Source organism: Mycobacterium sp. D16Q16 (assembly GCF_002013745.1).
Classification (GTDB): Bacteria; Actinomycetota; Actinomycetes; order Mycobacteriales; family Mycobacteriaceae; genus Mycobacterium.
Genome location: NZ_MAEY01000005.1, coordinates 43,803 through 59,688 on the forward strand (window position 1 = coordinate 43,803; position 15,886 = coordinate 59,688).

At 63.4% G+C, this 15,886-nt stretch carries 17 protein-coding genes; 2 read left to right on the forward strand and 15 right to left on the reverse strand.

Annotated features, from left to right (window positions below; translation table 11 throughout):
- Positions 1–35: 35 nt before the first annotated feature.
- From B4394_RS07560 to B4394_RS07620, 13 genes are all read right to left on the reverse strand, one after another.
- Complete coding sequence (locus B4394_RS07560; RefSeq protein WP_078314648.1) at positions 36–1,469, reverse strand: NAD(P)(+) transhydrogenase (Re/Si-specific) subunit beta; 1,434 nt, start codon at positions 1,467–1,469, stop codon at positions 36–38.
- A complete protein-coding gene (locus B4394_RS07565; RefSeq protein WP_078294109.1) occupies positions 1,466–1,789 on the reverse strand; it encodes an NAD(P) transhydrogenase subunit alpha part 2 in 324 nt (107 codons plus the stop codon). Before B4394_RS07565 ends, B4394_RS07560 begins: the two co-directional genes overlap by 4 nt.
- A 3-nt stretch (positions 1,790–1,792) precedes the next feature.
- Positions 1,793–2,887: a Re/Si-specific NAD(P)(+) transhydrogenase subunit alpha gene (locus B4394_RS07570; protein WP_078314649.1), complete on the reverse strand. Its 1,095-nt coding sequence runs from the start codon at positions 2,885–2,887 to the stop codon at positions 1,793–1,795.
- 117 nt (positions 2,888–3,004) lie between these two features.
- Positions 3,005–4,012 carry a glutathione S-transferase family protein gene (locus tag B4394_RS07575; RefSeq protein WP_078314755.1) on the reverse strand — a complete coding sequence of 336 codons (1,008 nt, stop codon included), beginning with the start codon at positions 4,010–4,012 and terminating at the stop codon, positions 3,005–3,007.
- A gap of 41 nt (positions 4,013–4,053) precedes the next feature.
- Positions 4,054–4,704 (reverse strand): hypothetical protein, encoded by a 651-nt coding sequence (locus B4394_RS07580; protein WP_078314650.1) that lies wholly within the window; start codon positions 4,702–4,704, stop codon positions 4,054–4,056.
- Between the two features lie 38 nt (positions 4,705–4,742).
- The gene (locus B4394_RS07585) at positions 4,743–6,338 is read right to left on the reverse strand and encodes a hypothetical protein (RefSeq protein WP_286141982.1); all 1,596 of its coding nucleotides are present in this window, start codon (positions 6,336–6,338) and stop codon (positions 4,743–4,745) included.
- Positions 6,339–6,350: 12 nt separating this feature from the next.
- Entirely contained in the window at positions 6,351–6,647 is a 297-nt protein-coding gene (locus tag B4394_RS07590; protein WP_078314651.1) for a hypothetical protein, read from the reverse strand.
- Positions 6,648–6,725: 78 nt separating this feature from the next.
- Positions 6,726–7,652 (reverse strand): class I SAM-dependent methyltransferase, encoded by a 927-nt coding sequence (locus tag B4394_RS07595; protein ID WP_078314652.1) that lies wholly within the window; start codon positions 7,650–7,652, stop codon positions 6,726–6,728.
- A gap of 10 nt (positions 7,653–7,662) precedes the next feature.
- Positions 7,663–8,589: a class I SAM-dependent methyltransferase gene (locus tag B4394_RS07600; protein ID WP_078314653.1), complete on the reverse strand. Its 927-nt coding sequence runs from the start codon at positions 8,587–8,589 to the stop codon at positions 7,663–7,665.
- Between the two features lie 9 nt (positions 8,590–8,598).
- Entirely contained in the window at positions 8,599–9,486 is an 888-nt protein-coding gene (locus tag B4394_RS07605) for an SAM-dependent methyltransferase (RefSeq protein ID WP_078314654.1), read from the reverse strand.
- A 2-nt stretch (positions 9,487–9,488) separates the two neighbouring features.
- A complete protein-coding gene (locus B4394_RS07610; protein WP_078314756.1) occupies positions 9,489–10,421 on the reverse strand; it encodes a class I SAM-dependent methyltransferase in 933 nt (310 codons plus the stop codon).
- Between the two features lie 156 nt (positions 10,422–10,577).
- On the reverse strand, positions 10,578–11,336 hold the full coding sequence (locus tag B4394_RS07615; protein WP_064409925.1) for a crotonase/enoyl-CoA hydratase family protein: 759 nt from the start codon (positions 11,334–11,336) through the stop codon (positions 10,578–10,580).
- A 35-nt stretch (positions 11,337–11,371) separates the two neighbouring features.
- Positions 11,372–12,463 (reverse strand): phosphotransferase family protein, encoded by a 1,092-nt coding sequence (locus tag B4394_RS07620; protein ID WP_078314655.1) that lies wholly within the window; start codon positions 12,461–12,463, stop codon positions 11,372–11,374.
- A 103-nt stretch (positions 12,464–12,566) separates the two neighbouring features.
- Here B4394_RS07620 and B4394_RS07625 point away from each other — a divergent pair, with 103 nt between their 5' ends.
- Both B4394_RS07625 and B4394_RS07630 read left to right on the forward strand, forming a co-directional pair.
- Positions 12,567–13,835 (forward strand): nucleoside permease, encoded by a 1,269-nt coding sequence (locus tag B4394_RS07625; RefSeq protein WP_078312212.1) that lies wholly within the window; start codon positions 12,567–12,569, stop codon positions 13,833–13,835.
- Positions 13,832–14,662 carry a tyrosine-protein phosphatase gene (locus tag B4394_RS07630; protein WP_078314656.1) on the forward strand — a complete coding sequence of 277 codons (831 nt, stop codon included), beginning with the start codon at positions 13,832–13,834 and terminating at the stop codon, positions 14,660–14,662. The genes B4394_RS07625 and B4394_RS07630 overlap by 4 nt, the downstream gene beginning before the upstream one ends.
- Before the next feature lie 8 nt (positions 14,663–14,670).
- Here the strand turns inward: B4394_RS07630 and B4394_RS07635 are convergent, their stop codons facing one another.
- Positions 14,671–15,150, reverse strand: coding sequence for a DUF456 domain-containing protein (locus B4394_RS07635; RefSeq protein ID WP_078312210.1), 480 nt, complete (start codon positions 15,148–15,150; stop codon positions 14,671–14,673).
- A gap of 12 nt (positions 15,151–15,162) precedes the next feature.
- Positions 15,163–15,861, reverse strand: coding sequence for an Rv1363c family protein (locus tag B4394_RS07640; protein WP_078312209.1), 699 nt, complete (start codon positions 15,859–15,861; stop codon positions 15,163–15,165).
- Positions 15,862–15,886: the final 25 nt, after the last annotated feature.

Genomic DNA, 15,886 nt, shown 5'->3' on the forward strand with positions numbered 1-15,886 from the left:
GCGCGAGATTCCCACTCGATCGCAAAGAGGCTGGGCTACAGCGCCTTCAGTTCCTCAGTAACCTCGGACACCGACTTCTTGGCATCACCGAACAGCATCGAGGTCTTGTCGCCGAAGAACAGCGGGTTCTCGATACCCGCGTATCCGGAGGACATCGAGCGCTTGAGCACGATGACCGAACGGGCCTCATCCACGTTCAGAATCGGCATGCCGTGGATCGGGCTCGACGGATCATTGCGTGCCGCCGGGTTGGTGACGTCATTGGCGCCGATCACGATGGCGACATCGGTGCGGCTGAACTCGCCGTTGATATCGTCCATTTCCTTCATGGCGTCGTACTCGACGTCGGCCTCGGCAAGCAGGACGTTCATGTGCCCGGGCATGCGGCCCGCCACCGGATGGATGGCGTACTTGACCTCGACACCCTTGGCTTCCAGCAGGCTGGCCATCTCCTTGACCGCGTGCTGGGCCTGCGCGACGGCAAGACCGTAGCCGGGGACCACGATCACCTGGTTGGCGTACGCCATCTGGATCGCGGCATCGGCAGCACTGGTGGCCTTGACCGTGCCCTGCTCGCCGCCGGGGCCTGCCGCTGCGGCGGAGTCGCCGCCGAAGGATCCGAACACGATCGCCGGGATGGACCGGTTCATCGCGACGGCCATCAGGTTGGTCAGGATCGAACCCGAGGCACCCACGATCATGCCCGCCACGATCATCGCGGTGTTGTTCAGCGCCAAACCGGCTGCCGCAGCGGACAATCCAGTCAGTGCATTGAGCAGTGAGATGACCACTGGCATATCGGCACCGCCGATCGGGAACACCACGAACAGGCCCATGACACCGGCCAGCACCAAGACCAGCACGATCGCCCAGGCCGGGGTGCCCACACCTGCGTTCAGACCGATCCACACCGCCGCGGCGACGGCACCGATCAACAGCACGATGTTGGCGGCCTGGAAGATCTTGGCCGAGGAGACAAGTCGCTTCTCGATTTTCTTCGGAATCGACTCCTGCAGCTTGAGGAACGCCACCAGCGAGCCCCAGAACGACACCGAACCGATGACCGCGGCGAACAGCGAGCCGATCACCAGCGCGACGGTCGGATGCTGATCGGCGCGGAATGTCTTGAACCCGTGGGTCTCAATGAATTCCGCCCACGCGATCAAGGCAACGGTGCCACCACCGACACCGTTGAACAGCGCGACCAGCTGCGGCATCGCCGTCATCTTGGTCTTCTTGGCCGGCGGGACGCCGAGGACCACACCAACCAACAGGCCGACGGCGATGAGTATCCAGTTGATCGGAGCGGTGTCACGCACCTTGATCAGGGTCGCGACAACGGCGATGGCCATACCGGTGGCCGCGATCCAGTTGCCGCGAACCGCGGTCTTCGGTCCGGTCAGACCCGACAGGCCGAGGATGAAGAGCGCGAACGCGACAATGTAGAGAACGGTGACGAGGTAGTTCATTTGTCAGCCGCCTCCGGCTTAGGGGCTGCCTTGCGGCCCTTGAACATTCCGAGCATGCGGTCGGTCACCAGGAAGCCGCCGATCACGTTCAGCGTGCCGAAGATCAGCGCGACGAACGCGATGATCCGCACGCCCCAATGCGCGTCGGCGGGCAGGTCGCCCAGCACGATCAGCGCACCGAGGACCACGATGCCGTGGATGGCGTTGGTGCCGGACATCAACGGGGTGTGCAAGGTGTTGGGCACCTTGGAGATCACGGCGAACCCGACGAACCCGGCCAGAACCAGGATCGCGAGGTTGGCCAATAGCTGGTCATACATGAGCTACGCGTCCTCTCTTGCACGGGTCACGCAGGAGGCCGCGACGATCTCGTCGTCGAAGTCCGGTGCGAGTGCGCCGTCTGTGATGAGCAGGTCCAGCAGGGTGGTGATGTTCTTCGAGTACAGCTCGCTCGAGTGCTCGGGCATCGTCGCCGGGAGGTTGAGCGGAGAAGCGATCGTGACGTCATGCTTGACGACGGTCTGGCCGGGCTCGGTCAGCTCGCAGTTGCCGCCAGTCTCACCCGCGAGGTCGACGACGACCGAGCCGGGCTTCATGCCTTCGACCGCGGCGGCCGTCACCAGGCGCGGCGCCGGACGGCCAGGAACGAGCGCCGTGGTGATGACGATGTCGAATCCCTTGATGGCGTCTTCGAGCGCCTTCTGCTGCTGTGCGCGCTCGTCTTCGGTGAGCTCACGGGCGTATCCGCCTTCACCGGCCGCATCGATGCCCAGATCGAGCCACTGAGCGCCCACAGAGCGCACCTGATCGGCGACCTCGGGACGCACGTCATAACCCGTGGTGCGGGCACCGAGCCGCTTGGCCGTCGCCAGGGCCTGCAGACCGGCCACACCGACACCGAGCACCAGCACCAGCGCGGGCTTCACGGTCCCAGCGGCGGTGGTGAGCATCGGGAAGAACCGGGTGGACTCGGACGCGGCCACCAGCACCGCCTTGTAGCCCGACACATTGGCCTGCGAGGACAGCGCGTCCATCGACTGCGCACGTGAGATGCGCGGAATCGCTTCCACCGCAAAGGCTTGCACGCCAGCACTCTGCAGCGCACCAATGCTGTTCTCGGCATTGCGGGGCGCCAGGAAGCCGATGAGGGTCTGTCCCTCACGAAGGCGGGCGACCTCAGCAGCCGAGGGCGGCGCGACCTTCACCACGATGTCGGCAGACCACGCATCGCCCACCGTGGCACCGGCTTCGGCGTACAGCTCGTCGGGCAGCAATGCGCGCTCTCCGGCGCCGCTTTCTATGACGACGTTCACACCCTTGCCAATCAAGCCGGCGATCGCCTTGGGCACCAGCGCGACGCGGCGCTCGTCCTCACCCGACTCTCGGACAACTCCGATAGTGACTGGTTGATCGGTCATCTACTCGCCCTTCACCCTGTGGTGCAGCATGCCGACGGATACTAAGGAAAGGCATGCTTGTTAACAAGTCTTCCGTTTTTGTAAATCCTGCAAAGGTCGTTAACCAGGGCAATGACCCTAATGTGGCACGCGTTCCGACTCTTTAGGCGCACCCGGTGGGGTGCCATCTCCGAAGGGTCTACCACCCAGTGTCTCGCGTCCATGCGCGGTAAGCCAGTCGCGCAAATCCGGCCCCTTCGGGACGATGCGCGTGGGGTTGATATCGGTGTGCACCACGTAGTAATGCTCCTTGATCTGCCCGAAGTCGACCGTGTCACCAAACCCCGGGGTCTGATACAGATCCCGCGCGTAAGCCCACAACACCGGCATCTCGGTCAGCTTCTCGCGATTGCACTTGAAGTGTCCGTGGTACACCGGATCGAACCGGACCAACGTGGTGAACAGCCGCACATCCGCCTCGGTGATGGTGTCACCTACCAGATACCGTTGCCCGGCAAGCCTTTCCGATAACCAATCCAGCGCCGTGAACAGCCGATCGTAGGCGGTGTCGTACGCCTCCTGGCCTCCGGCGAAGCCGCAGCGGTACACGCCGTTGTTGACCTCGGTGTAGACGCGACGATTCACCTCGTTGATTTCGGTGCGCAGCGCCTCGGGATACAGCTGCGGGGCACCGGGGCGGTGGTAGTCAACCCACTCGGTGGAGAAGTCCAACGTCATCTGCGCGTAGTCGTTGGTGACGACCTCCCCCGTGGACTCCTCCACGACCGCGGGCACGGTAATGCCGCGCGGATAGTCCGGGAATCGCTTGAGGTAGGCATCACGCAGGAAGTGGATGCCCAGGACGGGGTCTACCCCACCCGGGTCAAGATCGAAGGTCCAACTGCGCTTGTCGTGCGTAGGGCCGCAAAGCCCAAGTGACAAGACATTTTCCAGCCCGAGAAGTCTGCGAACGATCAAAGTCCGGTTGGCCCAGGGACAGGCACGTGCCGCGACAAGTCTGTATCGACCCGGTTCTACCGGGTAGCCGTCGCGGCCATCCGCGGTGATCCGCGTCTCGATGTAGTTGGTGTCCCGCTTGAACTCACCGGGCTCGACGTACTTGGTGTTCTCCGGGGTTTGGCTCACACACTCCAGTGTGTCACTGCGCCCCCGAGGCGCGGCCTGGCTCACTGCGCTGTTTTGTCAGGTTCACCCTTCTCGTTCAGCGGCTGGCTACGAGACAGACCCGCGACTAGTCCATCGGGGAAAGCTGGTGTGCTCCACGTTCCGGCAGTCGGCGCATCCGGACTGGCCATACACGTGTCCTCGTATCTGACGACAGGCAACCGGGGCCATCCGTTGTCCGAGTGATACGGCGGGTACGCCACGATCCGTACGCCAACTTCATTGGGGCCGCTACCATCTCGCTGTTGCTTGTATGCGTATGCGGTGAGTTCAGCGAAGGCGCTGTGATCAAGATCGTCAGCGGATTTCTGGAGATCCACGAAGGCCACCATCGATTCAGATTGGCGTCCCATATCGGGATTGGGGAGTGCACGCGGATGAATAGGTCCGCATTGGGCGTACGTAATCACCCAGCCATCGGCCAACGCCGTCTGTATCTCGCGAATCACGTCCTCGCGGAAGTCATTGACAACTCCCTTGCGGTACTTGCGCGATACCTCTTCACGATCGACGAGCCCGATTCCCCGAAAGCCTCCGTGTGCCACCTCGGCCGGCGCCAACCACGGGTCCGAAGCCAGACGCTCCGAACGGGCACTATCCGTACTGTTCGCGTCGTACTTCCCGGGATCACGCGGACACGAAGCGGCCGTCACGAATATCAGCGCTATTAACGAAACACACTTCAGGTACCTCATTTGGGCGTCACCGAGCCCCACACGTTCCACCCACCGGACCACGTCAGGTCAAAGTTGCCATTGATGAATTTGTCTTTGGGAATCGTTGAGACCTTGCCTGCCGCCGAGTCGTAGATCTGCAGATTATCGCCGTCCATGCCGGTGACCAAGATGACGTGGCTTGGGTATGGCCCAGTCCCGATAAACAGCGGAACCACCTGTCCTGCCTGCACGGCCGCGGTCACCGATCGATAGTCACCCGCAGCTCCCGCCGGGGGGTGCAATGTCCAGTCATAACTACTCCCCGGCACGCCCGTCCCGTTGGGCGCTCCCATCTCGTCGGCAGCACCCCAAGGCGGAGTCCCCATCGATTCCGGCCAGTTCGTCCCCCATCCAGGAATCACCGCGTTGTTCGTCAGATCGTGCATCTTCTTGGCTTCTTCGCCGAACCGGGCTGTCACGGCGTCGGTGTCCGTGCCACCCGGCAGCTCCTGTCCCGTTCGTGGGTCATAGCCCGTCAGCACCTTCATGGCATACATCGGGTCATTGATCATCTTCGCCGTCACCAAAGAACTCGACCCGCAGGTAGTGCCGTCTGGCTGTTTGAGGCCACCCGGGTGATTCTTCGCGTATTCGGTTGGATCGAGTTCCTGCAGTTGCTTGTCGGTCAAGCCACCCTGCTCGGGCGGGAGGTTCAATCGATCGGCGAAGCGCTGCAACGACTCGATATCGCCTCCCCGCGCGAGCGCCGAGACGATCCAGTTGCGGCGCGCCTCGTCCTTCGCGCCGTCCAGCATCGCTTGCGCTTTGGCGCGATCCTCGGGACTCATCGCCGCCAGGTTGGCGTCTGCACGTTCTTGGACGCCCGGCCGCAGTCCAGTTCCGTCCTTGTGACCATCTGGATCGCCTTTGACGCCCGACCAATTGTTCACCGAACCGATTGCACCCGCCGCGACGGACGTGTGGTCGGGCAGGGTGATGCCGTCCACGGCCTTACCGAGTTCACCCTTGGCGGTGTTCACCGCCTTGTCGGCGTCGCCATACGCACCGGCGAGTTCTTCGACACCGTGTATGACGTCGCCCACAAGCTTTCGGACATACGGGATGGCATCCCACGGCGCCTTGGGGATGTTGTTCCAGTCGACATCGTCCCTCAGCGACGCGAACGCGTTATGCCAACGGTCGCGGGCCTTTTCCATCGATCCGCCGAAGGTCTCCAGGGAGGTCGCCACCCCGGTTGCGGCCGGACCTATCGTCGTGGACCGCGTCGTGAAGTTCGCGATGCTCGTGCGCGCCTTATCCCCCGTTGTCTCACCGCCAGGATCGCCCGGTGTCCGCCCCCACACCGTTTCGGGAATTGTGTTCTGGGCCTGCTGAACATCGTTGGCATGCCATTCCCCCATCGCGGGCGCCATCTCCCGCCAGCGCGCAGCGACGTCACGCACGGTCGCCGGATCGGGTGGAGGAGGCTCGGTAGCCACCGCGATGACCTTCCGGACAGCGCTGACAACCTTCCTGGCAATAGGCCAGACCGTGCTGATGGTGATCTCGCCGATCTGTCGAAGGTCGGCGATTACCTGCTCAAGCTGCTTCTGCGTGTCGCCCAGAGTCATCCCGCACCGGCCCTAGTTGAGTACCGGGAACATGACTCCGGCATCGCTCAGGTTGCCCGCGTTGCGCTGATCCATCTCGACAAGGGCCTTGGTGCACGTGCGGATGTTCTGCGAAATCTCTTTCTGCACAGCCGCAACCGTGCCCAGCGCACCCGACACCCGGGTTCGCGCAGCATCCATGGCATCGGTCAGGTCGCCGAGGTCCTTGCCCTCCGTGGCACGCAGCTTGCCTTTAGCGAACTCGACGTGCGCATCAGTTGCATCGAGCTGCGACGCGCACTTCTCCGTCGCCACCGGGTCGATCCTCATCCACTCCCCCTCTGAACATGCCCCTTCCGCATGTTAGCCCGGAACGCAGGGCCTAGCCAGACCCTGTGGATAGCCCGTCTACCTGGGCAAAATCGCGGTGAGGTAGTTGCCCTGCTTCACCAGTTCGATGACATCCTCCGGCAGATCCGGGACTTCGATTCCGTAGGCCGCGGCCAGTTCCAGGGCATGCGCGCCCCGCACCGTCCACCCGCGCGCGGCCAACCACTCCGCCACATCGGCCCGGTCTTCGTCGTAGAACAACGAACTGATGTCCACCTTCGACATGGGATGACTATCGTCCGCGTACTTCTTCTGGACCTCGCCCCACTTGGCGATGTTGGGCCTGCCACGGGTGGCTTCCACGGCGATCTGACTCCCCGGCGCCGACAACGCGACAACCCGCTCGAACAACAGATCTTGTGCGGCAGAGGGCAAATAGACGATCAACCCCTCTGCTGACCACGCCGTGGGGACCTCTGGGTCAAAGCCAGCGGCGAGTAGAGCGGCCGGCCAATCATCCCGCAGATCAACGGCGACCTCGCGCCGATCACTCACAAGCGTCGCACCACGTTCAGCCAGTACCCGGTCCTTGAATTCCAGCACCTGTGGCTGGTCCAGCTCGAAGACCTTGGTACCTGCCGGCCACGGTAACCGATGCGCACGAACATCGAGCCCGGCGGCCAGAATCACCGCCTGCGTGCAACCGGAATTCGTTGCGCTCACAAAGAACTCGTCGAAAAACTTGCTGCGTAGACCGATCTGCCGAAACGCGGAGGTGGGGTTCAGCGTCTGCGCATCGGGATTGTCCAGGAGCCCAATCAGGTGCGGCTCACCCGCGGCACGCACGAAGTGCTCCGCGTAGTCGTCGCGCACCAGGGGATCAGCGTGCGTGTTCTCCATCGCGCGTGCCGCGGCCACACCCAGCGCCGTGAAGCCGACGCTCGACACGATGTCCCAGGAGTCGCCCTCGCTGCGCGACCAATCCTTGTCCTCGATGTTGGTCATAACCGTCCTTTCAGCTCGGCAAGGTGCAGGTCAGGTAGTGCATCGCACCGGCAAGTTCTTTGATGTCCTCGGGCACCTCCGGATACTGCACGCCGTATCGGTCGGCCAAGGCAAACATGTCCAGCCCGTGGGTGTTCCATCCACGCGTGGAGAACCACTCGATGGGTGGCGTCTTCTCCTCGTCGTAAAACAATTCGGTGATGTCGATCTTGCCGAAGGTGTCCTTCTCGGATCGATACTTTTGTTCGACCTTCGCGAATTGACTCATTCCCAACACACCTGTCGGGCCCTCGATGGCGGCACGGCTGCCGGGAGCCGACAGTTCGACCACACGCTCGAACAACAGCTCTTGCGCGGCCGCAGGCAGATACGGCAGCAGCCCTTCGGCCGACCACGCGGTCGGCTGGCCGGAATCGAATCCGGCCGCCGTGAGTGCCGTCGGCCAGTCATCACGCAGGTCCACCGCCACGGTCCGGCGATCACTGGTCGGCGCGGCACCTTGCTCGGCATACACCCGATCCTTGAAGGACAGCACCTCCGGCTGATCCAGCTCGTACACAGTGACCCCCGCGGGCCAGGGCAGCCGGTGAGCCCGGGCGTCCAGCCCCGCGGCAAGGATCACCGCCTGCCGAATACCCGAGGCGGCGGCGTCCAGAAAGAATTCATCGAAGAATCGGCTGCGCATACCCATGCCACGCAGATACTCGAACGGAGACGCTTGCGGCGCATCGCGTCTGGAAATCGTATCGATCAAATGGGGTTCGCCCGCCGCGAGCACGAAATGCTTGGCGAACGGATCCACGATCAGCGCGTCCGGCCGCTCACTCTCCACGGCACGCTGCGCACTCACCCCCAGCGCGGTGTATCCCACGCTCGACACGATGTCCCACGAGTCGCCGTCACTGCGGATCGAATTCTTGTCCTCGACGTCTGTCATAGCGCCCTTTCAGCTTGTCCGGGTAGCGGTGAAAAACTTGGTGCGAAGCAATGTTTCGAACGAGCGCGGTAGCTCGCCGAACGGGCGCCCATATCCGACGGCCGCATCGACAAGGTCGACTTCCGTGACAGCCCAGTTTCTTTCGGCAAGCCACAGCTTGGTGTCGCGCCGAGGGTCGTCATACCAGAGTTCAGTTACCCGGGGGTGGCCCGGCGAATCAGCACCCGATGGCATGTCCTGCTCAAACTGCGCAATCTCTCCCGGCCCGGGGCCCAGCTCGGCCGCGAGCCGGCTCCCCGGAGCCGACAGCTCATGCAACTTCTCGAAGAGAGCGTCCTGCGCCGCACCGGGCAGGTAGGGCAACAGCCCTTCCAGAGCCCAGGCGGTGGGCCGTTCGGCGTCGAATCGCGCTCCAGCCAATGCCTTCGGCCAATCATCGCGCAGGTCTACCGCTACCGGCACCCGGCCAGCGGCAGGACCCGCATCTACCCCGCCGAGCACCTGATCCTTGAACTCGAGCACCCGTGGCTGATCCACCTCGAAGACCGTCGTCCCCGTGGGCCAGGGCAATCGGTATGCGCGCGCGTCTAATCCGGCGGCCAGAATGACCACTTGGCGCACGCCCGCACCGGCCGCGTCAGCGAAGAAGTTGTCAAAGAACCGTGTCCGTACACCGACCCAACCAGCATTGGCCCCGGCGAAGCCGCTGATATCACCGGTGCCTACCGCCTCGGCGAGATGCGGCTCGCCAGCCGCGGCGACGAACTTCTCGGCGTACTCGTCATGTGCCAGTGGCGGATCCAGGTTGGCATCGAGAGCACGAGCGGCCGCGACCGCAAGCGCCGTGTAGCCAACACTCGTGACGATGTCCCAGGTGTCTCCCTCGGTGCGTGCCATGGCTACGCTCCGAGCACTGCGGAGAAGTACCTGCTCTGCCCCATGGCATCGGTCAGCTCGTGCTCACCGGCCAGTGGAGCCCGGTTGTATCGCTTCAACAGTTCGCCCGCGGTCGTCGCCTGGACGGTCCAGCCATGCGCGGTCAGCCATTGCGCCGGATCCTCACGCTCATCACCGAACCAGAGACTCGACGGGGGCGCATCCTCTTCCACGATGCTCTTGAAGATCCGCTGCAGCGCACCGTCTTCCTGCTCCATCGCGTTCGACATCCGATCCGCCTGGGTGCCGGGAGCGCCGAAGTCCTCGACCGCGACCCGGCTTCCCGGCGCGGACAGGTCGACAATGCGCTGGAACAGCAGGTCCTGGGCGGCACCGGGCAAGAAGGGGAGCAGCCCCTCGGCCAGCCACGCTGTGGGCTGCGTGTGATCGAATCCCGCTGCGCTCAGCGCTGCGGGCCAATCCTCGCGGAGGTCGACGTGCAGATCGTGGACAGTGGCCGTCGCCTGCACCCCATGCTCGTCGAGAACCTTTGTCTTGAACTCGAGCACCTTCGGGAGGTCAAGCGCGTAGACCGTGGTGCCAGCTGCCCAGGGCAGTCGGTATCCACGAACATCGAGCCCCGCCGCCAGAATCACGGCCTGGCGGACTCCCGCGTCCCCGGCGGCCAGAAAGAAGTCATCGAAGTACTTCGTCCGTGCCCCGAGATAGCTCGAGAACAGCTGCACATCGGGCTCCTGGGCGACGGCGGGGTCCTCCAGCAGCTCGGAGAAGATCGGTGCCTCAGTCTTGGTCGCGGCCACAAAGTGCTGCGCATAGTCGTCCCGCGCAAGCGGCTCTGCCTTACGCGCCTCGACGGCACGCATGGCAGAGACGATGAGCGCGGTCGCGCCCACGCTCGTCACGATGTCCCAGGTGTCACCTTCGGTTCTGGCCACAGCAGTGTCTCCCATCAAACGCGTATGTCAGGTGTGCGTACATCTAAAACTGCAGGTCAAGGGGTTTTACCTATGAAAAGTTCGCACAACTAACTACAGTACGCCGATTGACTGGGAGCGCCACTGATCCTTGTCGAGACGACAGATACGAGAGGGCTACTTGCCCTTCCAGACGGGTGCACGCTTCTCGGCGAACGCCTGCGCGCCCTCCTTGGCATCCTCGGAGACGAAGATCGGCATGAGGATCTCGCCCTGTTTGGCGAAGGCTTCCTCGGGTGCCCAGCTCGCCGACTCGATGACAATGCGCTTGGTGGCCGCGACGGCTAGGGGCCCATTCGCAGTGATCTTGGCAGCCAACTCCAGCGCGGCCTCCAGTGCCTGACCGTCGTCGACGAGCCGGTTGATGAATCCGTACCTGGCAGCGTCCTCCGCGGTGAACGAATCTCCGGTGAGCGCCAACTCCATGGCTACCTGGTACGGGATTCGCTTCGGCAGACGCAACAGGCCACCGGCGCCGGCCACCAGACCACGTTTGACCTCGGGGATGCCGAACTTGGCGCTCCGACCGGCCACCACCAGATCGCAGGACAGTACGAGTTCGGTGCCGCCGGCCAGGGCGAAGCCCTCCACCGCCGCGATGATCGGCTTGCGCGGTGGCACGTTGGTGAAACCAAGGCCGCGCTCGGACAGCACCGCTTCGCCGCTCACGAACGCCTTGAGATCCATTCCCGCGCAGAAATTTCCACCCGCACCGGTGATGATGGCGACGGATAGGTCATCGGAGCTGTCCAGCTGGTCCGCGGCGGCGGCGAGCCCCTGGCTGACGGCCCTGTTGACCGCGTTACGCGCGTCCGGACGGTTGATGGTGATCAGTAGGACACGGTCACGCTGTTCGATCAGGACTTCGTCGGCCATGGCGATCCTCTCGTCGGTGAGTTTGTTTGTTGATGCTAACCAGTGGTCCGTATCAGGCTGCGAGCCACCGAAAGCAGCCTCGGTACGCCCTCGTCCAGCTCCGCGAAGAAGGGGTCATCGGTGGTTCCGGCGAGATGCCGTTGATAGGACACCTCCAGCAGCGTGGCGAGCTTCCATCCACCCAAAACCTGGTAGTAGATCAAATCCTCTGGTGTCCAATAACTTTGATCTCCGGTTCGCGCCTCGCGATAGGCTTCTGCGATCTCGACATGCGAGGGGCAACCCTCCTGCGCGGTCACCGCCCCGGTGAGCTCTGCCATGGCGACCTCGCCCCCGGGCTGCGGGGTCATGTACAGCAGGTAACCCAGGTCCGCCAGTGGATCGCCGACAGTCGCCATTTCCCAGTCCAGTACCGCGGTGATCCGCGCCGTTTCCGCATCGACCAGCACGTTGTCCAGCTTGTAATCGCCGTGCACCACAGCCGCGGGCCGATCTCCCGGGTAGTTCTGGGTGAGCCATTCGGTAATAGCCGTGTGATCTTCCAGGTCACGGCCGGTGGGCAACTCCTTGATGGACTCCCACTGCGCGCCCCACGTCTTCAATTGTCGTGCCAGGTAGCCGGATTCACGCCCCAGCTTGGCCTCCACCAACCGCGCCGGATCTGCGTTGTGAATCTCCGCCAATGCGACCGCGAGGTCGAGCACCAGTTCCCGTCGAGCCGAACCGACGAACCATTCGGGCGAGACGTCCCTGATGACCTCGCCTTCCTGACGCTCCATCAGATAGAACGGAGCACCGAAGATCTCGGCATCGGTGCTGGCCAGGGTAACGCGCGGAACCCGCACCCGCGCCGCACTGAGCGCATCGAGCACCCGGTATTCGCGCATCACATCATGTGCACCGGCCTGCAGCCGCCCAAACGGCGGGCGCCGCATAATCCACTGCGCACCAGTACTTCCCGTGACCACATACGTCAGATTCGAATGTCCGGCGGAGAGCCTGCGGACAGCGACCTCCTCCCCCAGCTCGTGGTTGAGGTACTCCAACAGGCTCGACGGGATGGCGTCAGCATCGAGCGTCGCCTCGCCGGCGGGGCCTTCAGGTGAAGAGGACACGTCCTTGTGCATGGGTCATGTTTACCCGACCGCACAAACCACGAGCGAGGGGCCGTGACATTCCTTAACCGTTCACGCTGCCAACTGGGCCGATGTCCCCCAGTATTGGTGTCCAATGAACCTCTCTACCCGCCTCATCGTCATGAACTTCCTGCAGTTCTTCGTGTGGGGAGCGTGGCTGCTGACGCTCGGGGCGTACTGGTTCAACAACAAACACTGGTCGGGTGCGCACTTCGGTGCCGCCTTCTCGACCATGGGTATCGCCGCGATCCTCACTCCGCCCCTCATGGGGGTGATCGCTGACAAGTGGGTAAATGCCGAAAAACTTTACGGGATATTACATCTCGGTGGCGCCGCAGCGCTCTTCAGCCTGACCCAGGTGAACAGCCCCACCCTCTTCTTCTGGGTTCTGCTGCTCAACATGCTGTGTTACATGCCGTCGCTGTCCCTGGCCATCACAGTCGCCTTTAACGCGCTCAAAGCCGCTGGCAAGGACACCGTTGTCAGCTTCCCGCCGATCCGGGTGTGGGGCACCGTCGGTTTCATCGCCGCACTGCACACGGTGAGCCTGCTGAAGCTGGAGACCTCGGTCGGCCAGTTCTACGTCGCCGGGACCGCTGCGCTACTCCTGGGGCTCTACGCCTTCACGCTGCCGAGCTGTCCACCGAAGCTGGACCGCACGCGCAGCACCACATTCTCCGACAGATTCGGGCTCACCGCCTTCACCCTCTTCCGCCACCGCACGATGGCGATCTTCTTCATCTTCGCGATGCTGCTCGGCGGCGCCCTACAACTCACCAACGCCTACGGCGACACGTTCCTACATGATTTCGCGAGCATCGACGAGTACAAGAACCTCTTCGCCGTCGAGCATCCCGCCATCATCATGTCCATCTCTCAGATCTCCGAGACACTGTTCATACTGGCGATCCCATTCTTCCTGCGCCGCTTTGGAATCAAGACGGTCATGCTGATGAGCATGGTGGCGTGGACACTGCGCTTCGGCCTGTTCGCCTACGGCAACCCCGGAGACGGCCTCTGGATGATCGTGCTGTCCTGCATCGTCTACGGCATGGCCTTCGACTTCTTCAACGTGTCGGGCCAGCTGTTCGTCGAGGATCAGTGCGATCCCGCGATCCGGGCGAGCGCGCAGGGCCTGTTCATGCTGATGACCAATGGGGTGGGTGCCATGCTCGGCAGTCTCATCAGTGGCGCCGTCATCGAGTATTTCTTCACCTATCCGGATCAGAGCAAGGACTGGCACGGCATCTGGATGAGCTTCGCCGGCTACTCGTTGGTAGTCGCGATCGCGTTCTTCCTGCTATTCCGCCACAAACCGGGCGAGAGCGCCGTCGAAAAGGCGCCCGCTACCGTGGGGGTGTGACGATCTCCAACGCCGAATCGACCGCTTCCCCCGCGCACAGCCCCATCGACGGCATCTGGAACTTCCGGGATGTCGGCGGTTCGGATTCACCGGTCACCCTCAGGCCCGGGGTGCTGTTCCGGTCCTCTGAGCTGAGCGGTCTGACCGCGGCAGGGGCCCAGGCCCTGCGCGCCCTCGGCGTCACCGACCTCTATGACCTACGCAGTCCCACCGAGATTGCACGCACCGGTTCCGATCGCGTGGACGGCGAAATCCGGGTCCACGAGGTTCCCTTCGCCACCCCAGCGGCCGGGGAAGAACGCGCTCCTCATGAAATCGCCTACCGGCAGATGATGATCACCAGCATGACCTCGGGCCGTGGTCCGGACCCGGCGTCGCAGGTGGAGTTCATGCTGGCCGAGTATCGCCGGTTCGTCGAACTTCCTGGCACCCTCGTCGCCCTCAAGGCGGTGACCGATCAACTCGCGAGCGGCGCAACGGCTTTGGTGCACTGCGCGGCAGGCAAGGACCGGACCGGACTCCTCATCGGGGTGGTGCTGCACTCGGTCGGCATCGACTACGCCGATATCGCAGCGGACTACCTGCGCAGCAATACCGCGATCGCGGCGATGCGGGCCCACATCTCCGCACAGATGGATGCCGCCGAACCCGAGCTTGCGCAGACCATGGCCGCGATGCTTTCCGATGAGGTGCTTGGCGTTCGCGAGGAGTATCTTGAGACTGGATTCCGTGAAATCACAAGGCTTTTCGGATCACCCGAGGCGATGCTGACGGCTGCCGGGGTCGACGGCGAAGGTCTTACGGCGCTGCGGACAGCGCTCACCTAGTCAACGATTCAGGTCAGTACGGCGCCGAGCCAGATACCTGCCGACACCATCGCACCCACCATCTCGATACCGATCGAGGTGGCGACCGCCTTCACTGCCGTGACGGTGGCACCCCATGCCTGTTTCTGGCTGTTACGTCGCAGGAACTCCGCGAGGTAGATGCCGAGCACGAAGCCGATCACCAACCCCACCACCGGGATCACGAAAAACCCGACGATCGCCGCCGCCCCGCCAAGCACCAGGCTCAGTGTGGGCACCCCGGCCTCGCGCATGCGCGCAGCGGGCCACACGTACTTGACCACTGTGGTCGCGACGGCGAGCGCCGCCACGATGCCCAGGACCACCCAGGCCTTCGTGGTGGATTCGACAAGCGCCCATGCGCCGATGGAGAGCACCACCAGGGTTGTTCCGGGAACCATCGGCACCACGATGCCGACCATTCCGATGGCGATCCCCAGAGCGACAAGCAGCAGTCCACCGATAGCCATCGGATGACTGTCTTAGGTCAGCTCGACATCGCTGGCCAGCCAGCGCCCGTCAATCTTCTCCATCGTCATCTGGACTCGGCTGCGGTCCATGCGAGGCTCCGGCACCGCGACATTGGACACCGACTGATCGATGAACAACAGCACCTGAACCTTGTCCGGCGTCGCCGACTTCACGGCGGAGTCGACGACGACCCCGCGTGAACTGGCCTTGTTCTCCACCAGGATCTGCCGCAGCTGCGCACTGGACTTGTCGTACATGTCCTTGAACTTGCCGGTGGACCCGTCCATGGTCTTGTTGTAGTTGTCGTCGAGCTTGGCGCTGTCCACATTGGTCAGTACCCCGGCGAATTCCTGAGCCGCGGTGAGGGCCTCACGGGAAGACCGCTCTTCCGCGCGCTGCTCCTCGTAGAGCCGCCCGATGACGGCGGTCCCGGCGGCGATCGCGATCACCACGACTGCGGCCGCGGTCCAGGCCCAGTGCCGGCGCTGCATGCTCCTCGGACTCTTTTCCTCTTCATCCGGTTCGAGGCTGATGTCCTCGTCATCGGAGTCGTCGGAATCCTTGGCAGCCGCCTCGGCATCGGTGGCCTCGTCAGGCGTCGATTCGGCCTGTGTCGACGGAGTCGAAGATTCCTCGGCCTTCTCCGTATCCGAGGTCACCGCGGACTCATCCGCCTTCTTGGCGTCCTTGCCGGCAGCGTCATCTGCCATGGTTGTGCTCCTTGCGCGTCGTGCT

Coding starts and splice junctions, on each gene's coding strand:
- B4394_RS07560 (WP_078314648.1), bottom strand. CDS start 1,469: ATGAACTACCTCGTCACCGTTCTCTACATTGTCGCGTTCGCGCTCTTC.
- B4394_RS07565 (WP_078294109.1), bottom strand. CDS start 1,789: ATGTATGACCAGCTATTGGCCAACCTCGCGATCCTGGTTCTGGCCGGG.
- B4394_RS07570 (WP_078314649.1), bottom strand. CDS start 2,887: ATGACCGATCAACCAGTCACTATCGGAGTTGTCCGAGAGTCGGGTGAG.
- B4394_RS07585 (WP_286141982.1), bottom strand. CDS start 6,338: ATGACTCTGGGCGACACGCAGAAGCAGCTTGAGCAGGTAATCGCCGAC.
- B4394_RS07590 (WP_078314651.1), bottom strand. CDS start 6,647: ATGAGGATCGACCCGGTGGCGACGGAGAAGTGCGCGTCGCAGCTCGAT.
- B4394_RS07595 (WP_078314652.1), bottom strand. CDS start 7,652: ATGACCAACATCGAGGACAAGGATTGGTCGCGCAGCGAGGGCGACTCC.
- B4394_RS07600 (WP_078314653.1), bottom strand. CDS start 8,589: ATGACAGACGTCGAGGACAAGAATTCGATCCGCAGTGACGGCGACTCG.
- B4394_RS07605 (WP_078314654.1), bottom strand. CDS start 9,486: ATGGCACGCACCGAGGGAGACACCTGGGACATCGTCACGAGTGTTGGC.
- B4394_RS07615 (WP_064409925.1), bottom strand. CDS start 11,336: ATGGCCGACGAAGTCCTGATCGAACAGCGTGACCGTGTCCTACTGATC.
- B4394_RS07620 (WP_078314655.1), bottom strand. CDS start 12,463: ATGCACAAGGACGTGTCCTCTTCACCTGAAGGCCCCGCCGGCGAGGCG.
- B4394_RS07625 (WP_078312212.1), top strand. CDS start 12,567: ATGAACCTCTCTACCCGCCTCATCGTCATGAACTTCCTGCAGTTCTTC.
- B4394_RS07635 (WP_078312210.1), bottom strand. CDS start 15,150: ATGGCTATCGGTGGACTGCTGCTTGTCGCTCTGGGGATCGCCATCGGA.
- B4394_RS07640 (WP_078312209.1), bottom strand. CDS start 15,861: ATGGCAGATGACGCTGCCGGCAAGGACGCCAAGAAGGCGGATGAGTCC.